Source organism: Mycobacterium dioxanotrophicus, from assembly GCF_002157835.1.
GTDB classification, from domain to species: domain Bacteria; phylum Actinomycetota; class Actinomycetes; order Mycobacteriales; family Mycobacteriaceae; genus Mycobacterium; species Mycobacterium dioxanotrophicus.
The window spans coordinates 4365041-4381796 of sequence record NZ_CP020809.1; the positions used below are offsets into that span (position 1 = coordinate 4365041).

The following is a 16756-nucleotide window of genomic DNA, read 5'->3' on the forward strand; positions in this document are numbered from 1 at the left end:
CGGTGTACGGTTCGCTGGTGACGGCAGTAGATTCCATCCGTAACGGCCTTCTGGGGACATTCCGTCCCCGCACCTCCCCGCCCAGCGCCGCAACAGTGCTGCGCTCGGTCTTGTGGCCGCTGGCGATCATGTCGATCATCCACCGCAGCTATGTCCTGTCCACCAACGGCTACATCACCGACGACTTCGGCCCGGTGTACCGCGCGGTGTCCAATTTTCGGCGGCACTGGGCCATCTACAACGAGCACTTCAATTTCGTCGACCCGCACTACCTGTACCCGCCGGGCGGCACGCTGCTGCTCTCCCCCTTCGGGTTCCTGCCGGAGTTCGCGTCGCGCTTCTGGTTCGTCGCGTTCAACGCGGTGGCGGTCATCATCGCGGCCTGCCTTCTGGTACGACTGTTCAAGTTCTCTCTGACCTCGGTGGCGCTGCCGGCGCTGCTGCTGGCCATGTTCTGTACCGAATCAGTCACCAACACACTTGTTTTCACCAACATCAACGGCTGCATCCTGCTGGCCGAGGTGCTGTTCTTCCGCTGGCTGCTGGATGGCAAGCAGAGCCATCAGTGGCTGGCCGGCGCAGCCATCGGCATGACCCTGGTGGTCAAACCTCTGCTCGGTGTCCTGCTGTTGCTGCCGCTGCTGAACCGGCAGTGGCGCGCATTGGTGACGGCGTTCGCGGTGCCGATCGTGTTCAACGCGGTGGCGTGGCCGCTGTCGGCGGATCCGATGGGCTTCGTGCACAACACGCTGCCCTACATCATGCAGACCCGCGACTACTTCAACTCCGCCATCCTGGGCAACGGCATCTACTACGGCCTGCCGATGTGGCTGATCGTGGCGTTGCGCGTCGCATTCGTGGTGCTCGCCGCGGTCAGCCTGTGGCTGCTGTACCGCTACTACCGCGAGCGCGACCAACTGTTCTGGATGCTGACCTCCTCGGGCGTATTGCTGATCACCTCGTGGCTCGTGCTGTCACTGGCCCAGGGCTACTACTCGATGACGCTGTTCCCGTTCCTGATGACGGTGGTGTTGCCGAACTCGGTGATCCGCAACTGGCCTGCGTGGCTGGGGGTCTACGGGTTCATGACGATGGACCGCTGGTTGATGTGGCGCTGGCCGACCACCGGCCGCTTCCTGGAGTACATGAAGATCACCTACGGCTGGTCGCTGATCCTGATCGTGGTGTTCTGCGTGCTGTATTTCCGCTACCTGGACGCCAAGGCCGACGACCGGCTGGACGAAGGCATCGACCCGCTGTGGCTCAGCCGGCCGCGCGAAGCCGTCTCAGCGTGAGCTGAACTGCATGACCTGACCCGCCAGCCGGGTCCGGGTCAGCAGGGCCAGGCCGTGTCGGGCGCACACGTCGGTCAGCTCGTCGGGGTTCACCAGCCGGAACGGCGACCGGTCGAGGCGGTGGATCGCCGTCGCCAACGGGGTGCGCACCAGGTCGTACCCGGTGAACACACCGCCGGGGCGCAGCACCCGCGCGATCTCACCGACCGCCAGCTCCCATGCCACGATGTGATGCAACATCAGACAGCTGATCACGGCATCGAACGAATCGTCAGCGAACGGCAGGTCGGTGGCATCCGCGGCCATGACGGTGACGTCCGAATACGACCGGAGCCTGCGGGCAGCGGTCTGGACCATCACCGGGTCCAGGTCGGTGGCGGTGATCGCCAGCGCGGGTTGCGTCTGCCGCAGCCGGGCCGCGATATCCCCACTGCCCGAACCGATTTCAAGAACTTCGCGACCCAGCCGCTCGATCGGCAAGGCGCCCAGAACGGCAGAACCGATGGGGCGCCACAGCACCCCACGGCAGAACGCTCGCTCGACGCGTGACATCACTGGCATGGCTGCTCCCCGGGGATCTCGTAGTGAGTTCCTCGATCATGCAGCCGGTGGCGTCGCCGCGGCTTGCACAGATCCGTCACATCAGCGCGGGCGCAGCGCCCGGGCCACGTCGCGGGGCGCGATCCCGGTGAGTTCGCGGCACACCCGCGCGGCGTGCGCCCCGTCGCTGAATCCGGCCGCATGCGCCGCGTCGGTGATCGACGCACCGTGGGACAACTCGTCGAGCGCGACCAGCAGCCGGGTCCACCTGGCGGTCGCGGCGAACGACGCGCCGGTCTGTTGCCGGAACAGTCGCCCCAGGTAGTCGGGCGACAACGCAACCTGCTCGGCAACCGAGCCGAGGTCGGCGCTGCCGGGCAGCCGGGCCGAGACAACGGCGATCGCCTCCGGTACCTGCGGGTGCAACTCGACGGCTCTCTGCCCTGCGGCGCGTTCGAGGAGATGCCCGACGACCAGATCGGCCGCGCCTGCCAGATCACCTGTGCTCACCGCCGCTGCCGCACCGGCCGCGGCTGCATCGGCACCGTCCACCGCCCACACGCCGGGCGCCGCGCCACTCCCCCGGCTCGCCGCGTTCATCGTTGCCGCCGTGGCGGTTTCGGGACCGACGTAGATCGACAGGACGGAGTTCGCGCCCGCGGTGTGCAACGCGTGCTTCGCACCGCCTGCCATCACGGCGATCCGGCAGCGCTGTGTCGTACCGTCGCCCGAACTTACTGCGAGGGGCCCGTCGAGACCGACGGCGAGCTGAACGGCCGGATGGTGGTGGACCTCGATGTCGCCGAACACGCCGACGACCACCAGCTGACCCGGCCGGGTGATCCACGTGCCCCGCATGACCGCAGGGTAGCCCGGAGTCTGCCACACCTGGCGCGCCTCGGCGCACACCACGTAATTTGGGGATATGACGAACCCGGGTCCCAAGGTGGAACTGACCGACGACCAGTGGCGCGAGAAGCTCACACCGGAAGAATTCGGGGTACTCCGCCGGGCCGGCACCGAACGCCCCTTCACCGGGGAATACACCGACACCAAGACCGAAGGCGTGTACGAGTGCCGGGCCTGCGGGGCCGAGCTGTTCCGCAGCACAGAGAAGTTCGAATCCCATTGCGGCTGGCCGTCTTTCTTCGATCCGGCCAATTCGGACGCGGTGATCCTGCGCTCGGACAATTCCCTCGGCATGCGCCGCGTCGAGGTGCTGTGCGCCAACTGCCACAGCCACCTCGGGCACGTGTTCGAGGGTGAGGGCTACCCCACCCCCACCGACCAGCGGTACTGCATCAACTCCATATCCCTGCACCTGGTCCCGGCCGAGAGCTGAGGGACACCCGCGGGCATGGTGGTTTCGCAGCCCACCGCATCGCAACTGCGTCGATGGCGTCAACACCTGGCCAATGAACGCGCCGAAGCGGCCGTCTACCGCGACCTGGCGCAGCGCCGCGACGGCGCCGAACGCGACATCCTGCTGCAGCTGGCCCTGGCCGAGGGCAGGCATGAAAACCACTGGCTGACGCTGCTCGGCGACCAGGTCGGCAGACCGCACCGGCCTGACCTCCGCACCCGGGTGCTCGGCTTCCTGGCTCGCCACCTGGGATCGGTGTTCACGCTGGCGCTGGCTCAACGCGCCGAGGCCCGTTCGGCATACGAGACCGACGTCGACGCCACGCCGACGATGGCCGCCGACGAGCGCATCCACATGGAGGTCGTCCGCGCTCTCGCCAGCCGGGGCCGCGACCAGCTGTCGGGCAGTTTCCGCGCCGCGGTGTTCGGGGCCAACGACGGGCTGGTCAGCAATCTCGCGCTGGTGCTGGGCATCAGCGCCACCGGGGTGTCCAACCAGACGATCCTCGCGACGGGCCTGGCCGGATTGATCGCCGGAGCGTTGTCGATGGGCGCCGGTGAATACGTTTCGGTCAACTCTCAGCTCGAACTGCTGGAGGCGTCGACGCCCAGCGCCACGGCCGGTACCGCAGTGAAGGCCCTCGACGTCGACGCCAACGAGTTGGCGCTGGTGTACCGTGCGCGCGGGATGAGCGAACAGCAGGCAGCCGACCGGGCTGCCGAGGTCTTCGCGAGCCTGCGGTCCGGCGTCCTGGGTGACTCACCGCTGGGTGAGGTGTCCACCGAGAAGCACGAAGCCGTGGGAACAGGACTGCGGGCCGCGGTGTCCAGCTTCATGTTCTTCGCGTCCGGTGCCCTGATCCCGGTGCTGCCCTACCTGTTCGGCCTCAGCGGCATCACCGCGGTGGTGGTGTCGGCGGTCCTGGTGGGAGTGGCCCTGCTGAGCACGGGCATGGTGGTCGGCCTGCTCTCGGGCGGACCGCCGCTGCGCCGCGCCATGCGTCAGTTGCTGATCGGCTACGGGGCCGCCACCGTCACCTATCTGCTGGGCCTGTTGTTCGGCACAGCGGCCGGTTAGTGACATACGACGAGGAGCTGACCGATGACCACGCCGGCGACCGGGTACTACCGCGACCAGCAGGCCTGGCGTGAGCTGCAGAAGTTCCTGCCCGAACGGCTCCGACTGACCGACCAGAGCGCGCCCGCCGAGGAGTTCTGGCAGTGGCACGGCCACCGCGTGCACCTGGACCGCTACGCCAACCCCGATGCCCCGGCCAAGATCGTGCTGCATCACGGTGTCGGCACCAACGGACGGCAGATGAGCCTGATCGTCGGTGCCCCGCTGGCGGCGCGGGGTTTCGAGACCGTCGCGCTCGACAATCTCGGTTATGGCCTCACGCAGGTACGCCCCGGCGCCCTCGTCTCCTACGACGACTGGGTGGATCTCGTGGTGGACTTCCTGGCCTACGAGCAGACCCGTGACGACCGGCCGATCGTGCTGTACGGCCTGAGCGCCGGCGGCATGCTGACCTACCACGTCGCCGCCAGGGCGCCGAAAGGGACGCTGCGCGGCATCGTCGGCATGACGTTCCTCGACCAGCGCGACCCGACCGTCCGCACCGACACCGCACACGACAAACTCACCGCCCGAATCGGAACGCCCGCAATGCACCTCGCGGCCCGTACCCCCGCCGCCCGCATCCGCATCCCGATGACCCTGGCTTCCAAGATGTCGGCCCTGGTGAACGACCCGGCGGCGCTCAAGATCATGACCAGAGACCGCACCTCTGGCGGCAACTGGGTGCCCATCCGCTTCCTGGACAGCTACCTGAACTACACCCCCGCGGTCGAACCGGCCGAGTTCGACGCCTGCCCGGTCCTGCTGACCCAGCCTGCCGAAGACCGTTGGACCCCTGTGGAACTGAGCCAACCGGTGCTCTCCCGCATCACCCGGGTGCCGGTGCAGACGGTGATGCTGACCAACGCAGGCCACTATCCGCTCGAAGAGCCCGGTCTGACCCAGATGCAGGATGCCATCGCAGAATTCGTCACCGCGAACATCCGGTGAGCAACATCAGACGAAGGCACTCAGCCCCGTGATGGCCCGGCCGACGATCAGGGTGTTCATCTCGCGGGTGCCTTCATACGAGTAGATCGCCGCGGCGTCGGCGACGAAGCGGCCCACATTGTGCTCCAGCAGAATCCCGTTGCCGCCCAACAATTCCCGCGCATAGCCCACGGTTTCGCGCATCCGCACCGTGCTCCACGCCTTGGCCAGCGAGGAGTGCCGGTCCTCGGCGCGGCCCTCGTCCTGCAATTGGGACAGCCGCGCGCACAGCGCCCAGGACGACGTGATGTTGCCCAGCATGCGCACCAACAGGTCCTGCACCAACTGAAATCCGCCGATGGGCCTGCCAAACTGCTCGCGTTCGACCGCGTACTTCAGCGCGTTGTCGTAAGCACCGCGCGCGCACCCGACGGACATCCACGCCACCCCGGCCCGGGTCATCCGCAACACTTCGGCGGTGTCACGGAAAGAGTTGGCGTTCTGCAGGCGGTCAGCCTCGTCGACCCGCACGTTGTCGAGTGTGATGAGAGCGTTCTGCACGATCCGCAGCGCGATCTTGTCCTCCAGTTTGGCGGTGGAGAACCCGGGGGTGTCGTTGGCGACAATGAACCCCTTGACCTGGTCGTCGGCGACGTCCCTGGCCCAGATGATGGTGAGGTCGCCGAAGGTGGCGTTGCCGATCCACTTCTTCTGCCCGTTGAGGATCCACGTGTCACCGTCGCGGCGCGCGGTCGTGGTCAGACCACGAGACGCGCCGGATCCGACGTCGGGTTCGGTCAGACCGAACGACCCGATCTTCTCCAGCCGGGCCATCTCCGGCAGGTAGCGCTTCTTCTGTTCCTCGCTGCCGCACAGGTAGATCGAGCCCATCGCCAGCCCGCCGTGCACACCGGAGAACGTCGCGATCGACGGGTCGGTGCGGGCCAGCTCCATCGCGACCATGCCGTCGAGCAGGTATGACCCACCGCGGCAACCGAATCCGCGATAGGGCAGGCCGGCCAGGCCCAGCTGCCGAAACCCGGGAACCACCTCGAACGGGAACGTGCCCCGCTGCCAATGCTGGTTGACCACGGGCGCGACTTCCGATGTCATGAATTCGCGCACCCGGTGCAGGAATTCGCGTTCGTCCGGGCTCAACAACCCCTCGAGCTCGTAGAAGTCGGCAGTGTCGATCGGGGTGGCGGGTCTGGTCATGGCTGTCTTCCTCGGGTGGCTGGGTCTGGACGAGGCGACGGGGTCGCCCGACAGATCAATCGTCCCGAGTCACCTGCCGCATGTCGTTGTCACCGGTGACAACGTCGACGCGGCCGCGGTGTGGCGGCGCACACGGCTGCTCGCCCCCTGCGCTCAGCCCATCCGGGTGGCGTGCACCTCCCAGAACGGCATGTGCACGCGGCCGTCGATCAGCCACGGCTCGATCACCCGCAACCGCTCCATCAGCGGTTCCATGCCCTGGGCCATCTCGGGATTGCGGGCGGCCATCATCTCGAAGGTCGCGACGCTGACGTTGCCCTGGTACGTGGTGGGGCCCAGGTAGGTGATGTCCCAGCCGGCGTCGGGCAGCACCGCGCGGAAATCGTCGGCGGTGAGATAGCGCGGCATCCGGAAGCCGTTGACGTTGTGGTCCCCGAATTCGAACATGAACAGCCGCGCCCCGGGTTTGGTGGCTCGGTGCAGCGCGCGCACGTAGGACTTCTGCAGTTCCTGCTCGCCGGTGAACACGTGGAAGAACGCGGAGTCGACGACGGTGTCGAAGCGCCCTTCCAGGCCTTCGAGTTTGGTGGCGTCGGCCACCTGGAAGTCCACCGTCACCCCGGCTTTCGCCGCGTTCTCCCTGGCGCGTTCGATTGCCGCGGGCGATGCGTCGATGCCTGTGGCCGACAAGCCCTTTGACGCGTAGTGGATGGCGTGGTGGCCGGGGCCGGTGCCCGGGTCGAGCACTTCACCCTTGACGGCGCCGACCGCGACGAGCTGCTGGACGACCGGTTGCGGACCGCCGATGTCCCACGGGGTGGCGGCAGGCAGACCGTGCGATGTCCGCTCGTCGCGGTACATCTCTTCGAAACGACGCGTGGTGTCTTCTGGAGCAGTCATATCCGCGAGGGTAGGCCTGCTGCCGAAACGCCCACGTCAACCGGGCGCGACGGGGTTACGGGAGCTTGGCGACGAGTTCTTCGACGGCGACCCGCGGCCCGGTGAAGAACGGTGTCTCCTCGCGCGTGTGCCGCCTTGCGTCGGTGGCGCGCAGGTCCCGCATCAGATCGACGATGCGGTCCAGCTCGGGCGCCTCGAACGCGAGGATCCACTCGTAGTCGCCCAGGGCGAAGGCCGGAACGGTGTTGGCGCGCACGTCCTTGTATCCGCGGGCGGCCATGCCGTGTTCGGAGAGCATCCGGCGCCGCTCTTCGTCGGGCAGCAGGTACCACTCGTAGGACCGCACGAACGGGTACACGCAGATGTAGGCGCCGGGGTCCTCGCCCGCGATGAACGCCGGCACGTGGCTCTTGTTGAACTCGGCAGGCCGGTGCAGCGCGGCGCTGCTCCACACCGGGTCACTGGCCCGGCCCAGCGCCGTGGTGCGGCGGAAGTCGGAGTAGGTGGCTTGCAGCGACTCGATCTTCTCGGCGTGGGTCCAGATCATGAAGTCGGCGTCGGCGCGCAGCCCGGCGACGTCGTAGAGCCCGCGGACCACGACACCGCAGTCCTCCTGGGCCTTGAAGAAGGTCGCGGCCTCATCGATGATGTCGGCGCGATCCTCCCCCAGTTCACCGGGATTCACCGAGAACACGGAGAACATCAGGTAGCGCAGGGTGGAGTTCAGTACGTCGAAATCGAGCTTGGCCATAGGACTATCGTGCCACGCCGGGTTTCAGCAGTATGTCGGCAGCACGGGTGGCAGAGGCCACACAGGCCGGCACGCCGATGCCGTCGAGATAGCCGCCCGCCACGGCCAGTGTCGGCGGCAAACCGGCGCGCAGTTCGGCCACCAGATCGGCATGTCCCGGGCCGTACTGCGGCATGGCGTCGATCCATCGCTGCACATGACTGTCGACGGGATCGACGCTCACCCCGAACAGGGTGTTCAGGTCGCGCGCCGCCCACGTCAGCAGGTCCTCGTCACCGGTGTCTCGGGCCAGGGTGTCGCCGTACCGGCCGAACGACAACCGCACCAATTCGACATTGCCGCGCCGTCCCCATTTGCGGGACGACAGCGTGACTGCCTTTGCGTTGAGGAGGCTTCTGCGCTCGTCGTGAGGGTCGGTCCCGGCCACCAGCACGCCGGATTGCTGCGGCAACGGCGTCCCGCCGGGCAACGCGAGGGCCACGACCGCGGCCGAGGCGACGCGGATGCGGCGGGCGGCCGCCGCGGTTCGGGGCGCAATGTGTTCGATCAGCTTGGGCAGTCGCGGCGCCGGGACGGCCAGCACCACCGCGTCGGCGCGCCACCGGGTGCCCTCGTCGTCGAGCACCTCCCAGCCCTGTGGGGTTCGGTCGACCCGTTCGGCGCCCACCTGGACCCACCGGGCGGCCGACCGGTGGTGCAGCTCGTCCAGCAGCACGCGGTAACCGCCGTCCAGCGCGCCGAACACGGAGTCGCCGGCCGGCGGAGGCAGCGCCGCACGCACGGCATCGGTCAGGCTGCGGGCGCCCCGGTCGAGCGCGGCGGCCAGCGGCGGCACGGCCGAGCGCAATCCGATGGTGGCCGCCGACCCGGCGTAGACACCGGCCAGCAGCGGGTCGACCGAGCGGGTCACCACCTGAGCTCCGAAGCGGTCCCCGACGAGCTCGGCCACGGTGGGATCGGCACCGCGGCGCCAGTGCAGCGGCCGCGTCCGCTCGTCGAGGATGCGGGCCACCGTCGCATCGTCGACCAGTCCGAGCAGCGACGACGCCTCGGCGGGAATGCCCTGCAGCGTGCCCGGCGGCATCGGGCGCAGACGCCCGCCGCTGTAGATCAGCGGACGTACCCCGGTGGTGGCGATCTGGCGCCGATTCAGACCCAGCTCGGCCAACAATGCCGGCATCTCGGGCCTGCGCACCACGAAGGCCTCCGCGCCGACATCCAGCGGCTGTCCGCCGACGCGCTCGGTGCGCAGGACTCCGCCGAGCCGGTCAGCCGGGTCCAGCAGCGTGATGTCCGCGTCGGCGCCCACGGCCATGCGCAGCCGGTATGCCGCGACCAGGCCCGAAATGCCGCCGCCGACAATGCAATACGCGGGCCTCACAATGTGTGGACCAGCTCCACTGCCTCGGTGATGATTCCGGGATCGGTCGCAGGCAACACCCCGTGCCCCAGATTGAAGACATGTCCGGCGGCGCCCGCGGCGACCGCCTGACGGCCGTCCTCGACCACCCGGCGCACCGCGGCCTCGGCCACGGGCCAGCCGGCCAGCAGCACCACCGGGTCGAGGTTGCCCTGCAGCGCGGTGCCCGGCTTGACCCGGGCGGCCGCGTCGACGAGCGAGGTGCGCCAGTCCACGCCCACCACCGAAGCCGTAGCCGGTTCCACCGCCTCGGACATGGCGCCGAGCAGTTCGGCGGTACCCACCCCGAAGTGGGTCATCGGTACCCCGGCTGCCGTCATGGTGGCGAACACCCGGGCACTGTGCGGCAGCACGTAGCTGCGGTAATCGGCCAGCGACAGCGTCCCGGCCCAGGAATCGAACACCTGCAGGGCGTCCACTCCGGCGTCCACCTGGGCCTGCAGGAAGGCGATGGTGAGATCGGTCAGCGCCGTCATCAGGGCGTGCCAGGTCTCCGGCTCGCCGAGCATCATGGCCTTGGTGCGATCGTGATGGCGGCTGGGCCCGCCCTCCACAAGGTAGGAGGCCAGTGTGAACGGGGCGCCCGCGAACCCGATCAGGGGCACCTCGCCCAGCGCGGACACCAGGAGCGACACCGCTTCGGTGACCGGCGAGACCTGCTGCGGTTCAAGCGGTTTCAGCGCCTGCACATCGGTGATCGTGCGGATCGGATGCTCGATGACGGGCCCGACGTCGGGCACGATGTCCAGACCGACGCCCGACGCCTTGAGCGGCACCACGATGTCGGAGAACAGGATGGCGGCGTCGACCCCGTGCCGCCGGACGGGCTGCAGGGTGATTTCGCAGACCAGTTCGGGATCGAAGCAGGCTTCCAGCATGCGGTGCTGGGCCCGCAACGCCCGATACTCAGGCAGAGACCGGCCGGCCTGCCGCATGAACCACACGGGCACTCGGTGCGGGGCGCGGCCACTGGCGGCGGCCAGGTAGGGCGACTCGGGCAGCTCACGGCGGGTATTCATCGGGTCCTATGGTGCCACGGCGCCGGCCACCGGATGCCCCGCACCGCCACGCGGGCATCAATACGGCGCGCCTGCCCACTGTCCTGGCCTGATGGGCTAGCGTCCAATGATGTGACGTCTGCCGAACCGGCACAGTTTCGGACGGCGGTAGCGGCGATGAATGCCACCACCGTACGCCCGGAAATTGAGCTGGGCCCGATCCGCCCGCCACAGCGGCTGGCGCCCTACAGCTATGCGCTGGGCGCCGAGGTCAAGCATCCCGAGACCGCGATCGTCCCGGAGCGATCCGAAGGCGACGCCTTCGGTCGGCTGATCCTGTTGCACGACCCCGAGGGCGCCGAGGCCTGGGACGGCACCATGCGGCTGGTGGCCTACATCCAGGCCGACCTGGACTCCAGTGAAGCGGTCGACCCGCTGCTGCCCGAAGTGGCGTGGAGTTGGCTGGTCGACGCCTTGGACACGCGCGCCGAACACGTCACGGCGCTCGGCGGCACCGTTACCGCCACCACCTCCGTGCGCTACGGCGACATCTCCGGTCCCCCGCGGGCCCATCAGCTGGAGCTGCGGGCCTCGTGGACGGCCACCAACGTGGAGCTGGGGCCGCACGTGGAGGCATTCTGTGAAGTCCTCGAGCACGCGGCGGGGTTGCCCCCTGCCGGTGTCACGGACCTGAGTTCCCGCACGCGCGCGTGAGATGACAGACGGGGAATCAGACCATCCCGAGGCGCCGGCCGAGCCGGAGGCCACTCCGCTGCTCGCGCCCGCAGGCGGCGTACCCGAAGTGTGCGTGAGCGCCCAGGAGATAGCCTCGGCGGCAACGCTTCTCGCCCACGGCACGGGCCGCTTCGCCATCGACGCCGAACGGGCCTCGGGGTTCCGCTACTCCAACCGGGCTTACCTGGTGCAGATCCGGCGCGCCGGGGCGGGCACTGTGCTGATCGATCCGGTGAACCACGGAGGTTCGCCGATCGACGCGCTGGCCCCTGTGGCGCACACGCTGGAATCCGACGAGTGGGTGTTGCATGCCGCCGACCAGGATCTGCCGTGCCTGGCCGAGATCGGGTTGCGCCCGGCCCGGCTCTATGACACCGAACTGGCCGGCCGGCTCGCCGGGTTCGAACGGGTCAATCTGGCCGCCATGGTGCAGCGGCTTCTCGGCCTGCAGTTGATGAAGGGCCACGGCGCCGCGGACTGGTCCAAGCGGCCACTGCCCGGCGACTGGCTCAACTACGCCGCACTCGATGTCGAGGTGCTGTTGGAGCTGCGCGACGCGATCGCCGAGGTTCTCGAAGAGCAGGGCAAAACCGACTGGGCCACACAGGAATTCGAATTTCTGCGGACCTACGTCGCGCAGCCCACCCGACGCGACCGGTGGCGGCGCACCTCAGGCATCCACAAGGTCCGCAATCCTCGCGCGCTGGCCGCCGTGCGCGAACTGTGGACCACCCGCGACAACATCGCTCGCAGCCGCGACATCGCGCCGGGCCGCATCCTGCCCGACTCGGCGATCGTCAACGCCGCCACGGCCGATCCGAAGACCGTCGACGAGTTGACCGCGCTGCCCATCTTCGGCGGATCCAAGCAACGGCGGACCGCGCAGGTCTGGCTCGACGCCCTGGAGCGTGCCCGGCAGAATCCCGATCCACCGTCGGCGACCGAAGCCCAGAACGGCCCGCCACCGGCGGCCCGTTGGAGCAGGCGCAAACCCGAGGCCGCGGCCCGGCTGGAGGCCGCCCGGGCGGGCCTGACGGACCTGTCCGCACGGGTGTCGGTACCCGCCGAGAACCTCATCACCCCCGAGGTGGTGCGCCGGTTGTGCTGGGATTGGCAGCCGGTGTCCGACGTCGCGACTGCGGTCGAGGAGTTCCTGGTCGAGGCCCAGGTTCGGCCCTGGCAACGCGAGCTGACGGTGCCGATCCTGACTGCGGCGCTGTCCACCGAAACCTGAGGCGTCAGCTGCTCACCGAGTCGATGTGCGCCAGGAAATGGGTGAGCACGGCGTCGGGAGCCTCGATCTGCGGCCAGTGCGCGATGTCGTCGGGCAGCATCACCACGTCCGGATCCGGGATCACCTCCAGATAGCGTTTGGCCATGTGCCGTCCGGAGTTGGGGTCCGAGGGCCCGTCGATGAGCCGCATCGACACGGCGGTTTCACGCATGGCCCGCACCCACCGGTTGCGGTGCGTGTAGCGATCGTTGACGAAACGACCGACCTTGTGCAGCACCCGCTTTCCGTCGTTGTACTCGAGAATTTGATGGAATTTCGCCATCAGTTGCGGTGACGGTTTGGTGTTGACGCCGAACATCTCGTTGATGGTGGGCTCCACCAGCCGACGCGAAAACGGGCTGCCCTGCAACGGACTCATGATGTCGCCCAACGGTGTTCGCGACATCAGCTTCTGCATCAGCCGAGGCGTGTAGGCCTCGTTGAACAACCCGCCGTTGAGCCAGGTGATCGATTCGATGCGCAGCGACCCGTAGGCCTGTCCCCCGAACTCGTGGCGGGCCAACAGTTCCTGGCCCACCGAATCGCCCAGGTCGTGTGCCAGGATGTGCGCCGAGGTGACGCCGAGCTTCGCCAGCAGCGCCTCGTGCATGTCGGCGTGATCGGTCACCGCGTAGCCGTAGGCGAACGGTTTGGCCGAGAAGCCCATGCCGATCATGTCGGGGGCGATGACGGTGAACCGCTCGGCCAGCGTGGGCCAGATCAGCGACCAATCCCACGAGTTGAACGGATATCCGTGAATCAGCAGCAGATTCGGCCCGTCATCCAGCGGACGCCCGCCGACCCGGTAGAAGATGTCGAATCCGAGATAGTCGAAAAACTCCCCGCCGGCTTTCCAGCGCTCCAGTTCGGCATCCATGAGGCGAGGCTAGCGGGAAACCGAACTCGTCAGTCGACCTGCTCGGACACTTCGCGTTCGCCCGCGAGCGCACCGATGGCCGCCACCCACCCGGTGATCTGCCGCGCGACGTGCTGATCGGTCAGTCCGACCTCGGAGAGCACCTCGCCGCGCGACGCGTGTGGCAGGAATTCCTGCGGCACCGCCACATCGCGGCATGGCACGTCGATCTCGTTGTGCCGCAACGCAGCCGACACAGACGACCCGATGCCGCCGTGCACCCCGTTGTCCTCGACGGTGACCACCAACTTGTGCGCGCGGGCCAGATCGCTCAGCGCCTCCGGAACCGGCAGCACCCACCGGGGGTCCACCACGGTCACGCCGATGCCCTGGTTGCGTAGCCGCTCGGCCACCGCGAGCGCCATCAGCGCGAACGACCCCACCGCCACCAGCAGTACGTCGTCGGTGAGGCCCGGGGCCGGGACCGCAAGCACATCGACACCATCGCGCCGCTCGATTGCCGGGATGCCTTCGCCGACATCGCCTTTGGGAAATCTGATGGCGGTGGGGCCGTCGCTGACGGCCAGCGCCTCGGCGAGTTGCTCACGCAGCCGCGGCTCGTCGCGGGGGGCGGCCACCCGGATGCCGGGCACGATGCCGAGGATCGACAGGTCCCACATGCCGTTGTGGCTGGGGCCGTCGGGTCCCGTCACACCAGCGCGGTCCAGCACCAGGGTCACGGGCAGCTTGTGCAGCGCGACGTCCATCAGCAGTTGGTCGAACGCGCGGTTGAGGAAGGTCGAGTAGATCGCCACCACCGGATGCAGGCCGCCCATCGCCATACCGGCGGCCGAGGTCATCGCGTGCTGTTCGGCGATACCCACATCGAAGAAGCGGTCCGGGTAGCGCTCACGGAACGCGCTCAGGCCCGTCGGCCCCGGCATCGCCGCCGTGATCGCCACGATGTCGCGGCGCTTGGCGGCGATCTTGATCAGTTCCTCGGAGAACACCGAGGTCCAGCCCAGCCCGGAGGCCTTGGTGGCCAGCCCGGTCTCGGGGTCGATCACGCCGCACGAGTGCATTTGCTCGGCCTCATCGTTCTCGGCCGGTGGATAGCCCATGCCCTTGCGGGTGACCACGTGCACGATCACCGGGGCGTTGAAGCCGCGAGCATGCCGCAGGGCGTTCTCCACGGCGTGCTCGTCGTGGCCGTCGATGGGGCCGACGTACTTCAGGCCCAGATCGGTGAACATCACCTGCGGGGAGATCGCGTCCTTGATCCCGGCCTTGATGCTGTGCATGCACTGGTAGCAGAACTCGCCGACGACCGGAAGGCCCCGGACGGCCTTGCGGCCCTCCTCCAGGATCCGCTCGTAACCCGGCTGCAGCCGCAGCCCGGCCAGGTGATCGGCGAAGCCACCGATGGTCGGCGCGTAGCTGCGGCCGTTGTCGTTGACGACGATGACCACAGGGCGCCCGGCGGTGGCGATGTTGTTCAGCGCCTCCCAGCACATACCGCCGGTGAGCGCGCCGTCGCCGACGACGGCCACGACGTGGCGGTTGCGGTGCCCGTTGAGCTCGAAGGCCTTGGCCAGCCCGTCCGCGTAGGACAGCGCCGAGCTGGCATGGCTGGACTCGACCCAGTCGTGCTCACTCTCACTGCGGGCGGGGTAGCCGGACAGGCCGCCTTTCATTCGCAGCGAGTCGAAATCCTGGCTGCGCCCGGTCAGCATCTTGTGTACATAGGCCTGGTGGCCGGTGTCGAAGATGATGGGGTCGTGTGGCGAGTCGAACACCCGGTGCAGCGCCAGCGTCAGTTCGACCACACCCAGGTTGGGGCCGAGATGCCCACCGGTTGCAGCGACCTTGTGGATCAGGAATTGCCGGATCTCCTGCGCCAGGTCACTTAGCTGCGACTGCGACAGGTGCTGCAGATCAGCGGGACCGCGGACCTGTTCAAGCATTCGTTTAGTGTACGCACGGAATCTGGGCTATCCCTCGCGCGGCGAGTAGATGTCGGGCACACCATCGTGGTCTGTGTCGGCGGTCTCAATCCGGGCAATTCGACGGTATGCCGCGTTACGGGCCGCCAACACCCCGGCGGCCAGCAGACCTGCGATAACCGATCCCAACAGCACCGCGATCTTGACGTCGTCGTCGGCGACGCTGCTGTGGCCGAACGCCAGTTCACCGATGAGCAGCGACACGGTGAAGCCGATTCCTGCGAGCAACGCCACACCGAGAACGTCCCGCCACGCGAGGCCTTCGTCGAGGCTGGCATGGGTGAACCGAGCCAGGAGATAGGTGGTGCCCAGCACTCCGATGGGTTTGCCGAGCACCAACCCCGCGATGACGCCCAGTGTCACCGGATGTGACAGCGCCTCGCCCAGACCGGACCATCCACCGACTGTCACGCCCGCGGCGAAGAACGCGAACACCGGTACCGCGAACCCCGCCGACACCGGCCGCATGGTGTGTTCGAACTGTTCGGCGGCCGCGTGGCGGCCCAAAACCGGGACGGTGAATCCGAGCAGCACCCCGGCCACGGTCGCGTGCACCCCGCTGGCGTGCACCAGCATCCAGGCCGCCAGCGCCAACGGCAGCAGGATCCACCACCGCCGCACACCGCGCTGCACTGCCAGCGCGAACAGACCGATGGGGATCAGCGCCGCCAGCAACGGACCCGGTGCCAGGTGGTCGGTGTAGAAGACCGCGATGACGATGATGGCCAGCAGATCGTCGACCACCGCCAGGGTCAGCAAGAAGATCCGCAGCGCCGAGGGCAGGTGACTCGACAGCACGGCCAGCACGGCCAACGCGAACGCGATGTCGGTGGCGATGGGAACCGCCCAGCCGCCGAGGTTCTCGCCATGCCCGGTGCTCAGGTTGATCGCGACGAAGATCACCGCGGGCACGACCATGCCGCCGACAGCGGCGGCGATCGGCAGCGCGGCGCGGGCCGGGTCACGTAGGTCGCCTGCGACGAACTCGCGTTTGAGTTCCACCCCGACGACGAAGAAGAAGATCGCCAGCAGGCCGTCAGCCGCCCACGCGGACACGCTCAGGTTCAGGTGCAGGGATTGCGGCCCGATCATCACCGCCGACAACCGGTGGTAGCCCTGCGACCACGGTGAGTTGGCCCAGACCAGCGCGGCTCCCGCGGCGACGAGCAGCAGGATGCCGCCGACGGTCTCCTTGCGCAGGATCTCCGAGATCCGGCGGGCCTCGGCCCATGACCCGCTACGGGTCAGCAGCCGGCGACCGGTTCCTTCACGTCCACTGTTCATAGGGCAGGCTCCATTGGTCAGCATCAACTAGCGCCGACCAGGCTTCCCGGCACACCGTCGTTCAAAGTTAGCAGCAA

16 protein-coding genes are annotated in these 16756 nt (G+C 68.1%); 6 read left to right on the forward strand and 10 right to left on the reverse strand.

Annotated features, from left to right (window positions below; translation table 11 throughout):
- The first annotated feature begins 2 nt into the window (after window positions 1-2).
- Window positions 3-1295, forward strand: coding sequence for an arabinofuranan 3-O-arabinosyltransferase (gene aftC / locus BTO20_RS21275; RefSeq protein WP_087078147.1), 1293 nt, complete (start codon window positions 3-5; stop codon window positions 1293-1295).
- On the opposite strand, the gene BTO20_RS21280 is transcribed toward aftC, so the two are convergent.
- Together BTO20_RS21280 and BTO20_RS21285 are read right to left on the reverse strand one after the other, a co-directional pair.
- Window positions 1287-1856, reverse strand: coding sequence for a class I SAM-dependent methyltransferase (locus BTO20_RS21280; protein WP_087078148.1), 570 nt, complete (start codon window positions 1854-1856; stop codon window positions 1287-1289). The genes aftC and BTO20_RS21280 overlap by 9 nt on opposite strands.
- Window positions 1857-1937: 81 nt before the next feature.
- Window positions 1938-2693 carry a helix-turn-helix transcriptional regulator gene (locus tag BTO20_RS21285; protein ID WP_157680301.1) on the reverse strand — a complete coding sequence of 252 codons (756 nt, stop codon included), beginning with the start codon at window positions 2691-2693 and terminating at the stop codon, window positions 1938-1940.
- A gap of 67 nt (window positions 2694-2760) precedes the next feature.
- On the opposite strand from BTO20_RS21285, the gene msrB reads away from it, so the two are divergent.
- The 3 genes from msrB to BTO20_RS21300 are packed head-to-tail and all read left to right on the forward strand — an operon-like array spanning window position 2761 to window position 5265.
- Entirely contained in the window at window positions 2761-3177 is a 417-nt protein-coding gene (gene msrB, locus BTO20_RS21290) for a peptide-methionine (R)-S-oxide reductase MsrB (protein WP_087078150.1), read from the forward strand.
- Window positions 3178-3192: 15 nt separating this feature from the next.
- Window positions 3193-4275: a VIT1/CCC1 transporter family protein gene (locus tag BTO20_RS21295; protein ID WP_087078151.1), complete on the forward strand. Its 1083-nt coding sequence runs from the start codon at window positions 3193-3195 to the stop codon at window positions 4273-4275.
- Between the two features lie 24 nt (window positions 4276-4299).
- Window positions 4300-5265, forward strand: a complete 966-nt coding sequence (locus BTO20_RS21300; RefSeq protein ID WP_087078152.1) for an alpha/beta hydrolase — start codon at window positions 4300-4302, stop codon at window positions 5263-5265.
- A gap of 6 nt (window positions 5266-5271) precedes the next feature.
- Here BTO20_RS21300 and BTO20_RS21305 read toward each other — a convergent pair whose 3' ends face one another.
- The 5 genes from BTO20_RS21305 to hemE all read right to left on the reverse strand — a co-directional run bounded on the left by BTO20_RS21305 (window position 5272) and on the right by hemE (window position 10549).
- Window positions 5272-6459 carry an acyl-CoA dehydrogenase family protein gene (locus tag BTO20_RS21305; protein ID WP_087078153.1) on the reverse strand — a complete coding sequence of 396 codons (1188 nt, stop codon included), beginning with the start codon at window positions 6457-6459 and terminating at the stop codon, window positions 5272-5274.
- A 153-nt stretch (window positions 6460-6612) separates the two neighbouring features.
- Window positions 6613-7359, reverse strand: coding sequence for a class I SAM-dependent methyltransferase (locus BTO20_RS21310; RefSeq protein ID WP_198344010.1), 747 nt, complete (start codon window positions 7357-7359; stop codon window positions 6613-6615).
- A 55-nt stretch (window positions 7360-7414) separates the two neighbouring features.
- The gene (gene hemQ / locus BTO20_RS21315) at window positions 7415-8110 is read right to left on the reverse strand and encodes a hydrogen peroxide-dependent heme synthase (protein WP_087078155.1); all 696 of its coding nucleotides are present in this window, start codon (window positions 8108-8110) and stop codon (window positions 7415-7417) included.
- 4 nt (window positions 8111-8114) lie between these two features.
- Window positions 8115-9491, reverse strand: a complete 1377-nt coding sequence (locus tag BTO20_RS21320; RefSeq protein WP_087078156.1) for a protoporphyrinogen oxidase — start codon at window positions 9489-9491, stop codon at window positions 8115-8117.
- On the reverse strand, window positions 9488-10549 hold the full coding sequence (hemE, locus tag BTO20_RS21325; RefSeq protein ID WP_087078157.1) for a uroporphyrinogen decarboxylase: 1062 nt from the start codon (window positions 10547-10549) through the stop codon (window positions 9488-9490). The genes BTO20_RS21320 and hemE overlap by 4 nt, the downstream gene beginning before the upstream one ends.
- Before the next feature lie 156 nt (window positions 10550-10705).
- On the opposite strand from hemE, the gene BTO20_RS21330 reads away from it, so the two are divergent.
- Both BTO20_RS21330 and BTO20_RS21335 read left to right on the forward strand, forming a co-directional pair.
- Window positions 10706-11242 carry a DUF3000 domain-containing protein gene (locus BTO20_RS21330; RefSeq protein WP_232490812.1) on the forward strand — a complete coding sequence of 179 codons (537 nt, stop codon included), beginning with the start codon at window positions 10706-10708 and terminating at the stop codon, window positions 11240-11242.
- Window position 11243: 1 nt separating this feature from the next.
- Entirely contained in the window at window positions 11244-12497 is a 1254-nt protein-coding gene (locus BTO20_RS21335; protein WP_087078159.1) for an HRDC domain-containing protein, read from the forward strand.
- Between the two features lie 4 nt (window positions 12498-12501).
- On the opposite strand, the gene BTO20_RS21340 is transcribed toward BTO20_RS21335, so the two are convergent.
- Genes BTO20_RS21340 through nhaA form a run of 3 tightly spaced genes read right to left on the reverse strand, consistent with a single transcriptional unit; the run spans window position 12502 to window position 16679 of the window.
- Window positions 12502-13413 (reverse strand): alpha/beta fold hydrolase, encoded by a 912-nt coding sequence (locus BTO20_RS21340; protein ID WP_087078160.1) that lies wholly within the window; start codon window positions 13411-13413, stop codon window positions 12502-12504.
- A 29-nt stretch (window positions 13414-13442) separates the two neighbouring features.
- The gene (dxs, locus tag BTO20_RS21345) at window positions 13443-15356 is read right to left on the reverse strand and encodes a 1-deoxy-D-xylulose-5-phosphate synthase (protein WP_087078161.1); all 1914 of its coding nucleotides are present in this window, start codon (window positions 15354-15356) and stop codon (window positions 13443-13445) included.
- A gap of 27 nt (window positions 15357-15383) precedes the next feature.
- Entirely contained in the window at window positions 15384-16679 is a 1296-nt protein-coding gene (nhaA, locus tag BTO20_RS21350; protein ID WP_087078162.1) for a Na+/H+ antiporter NhaA, read from the reverse strand.
- Window positions 16680-16756 lie beyond the last annotated feature (77 nt).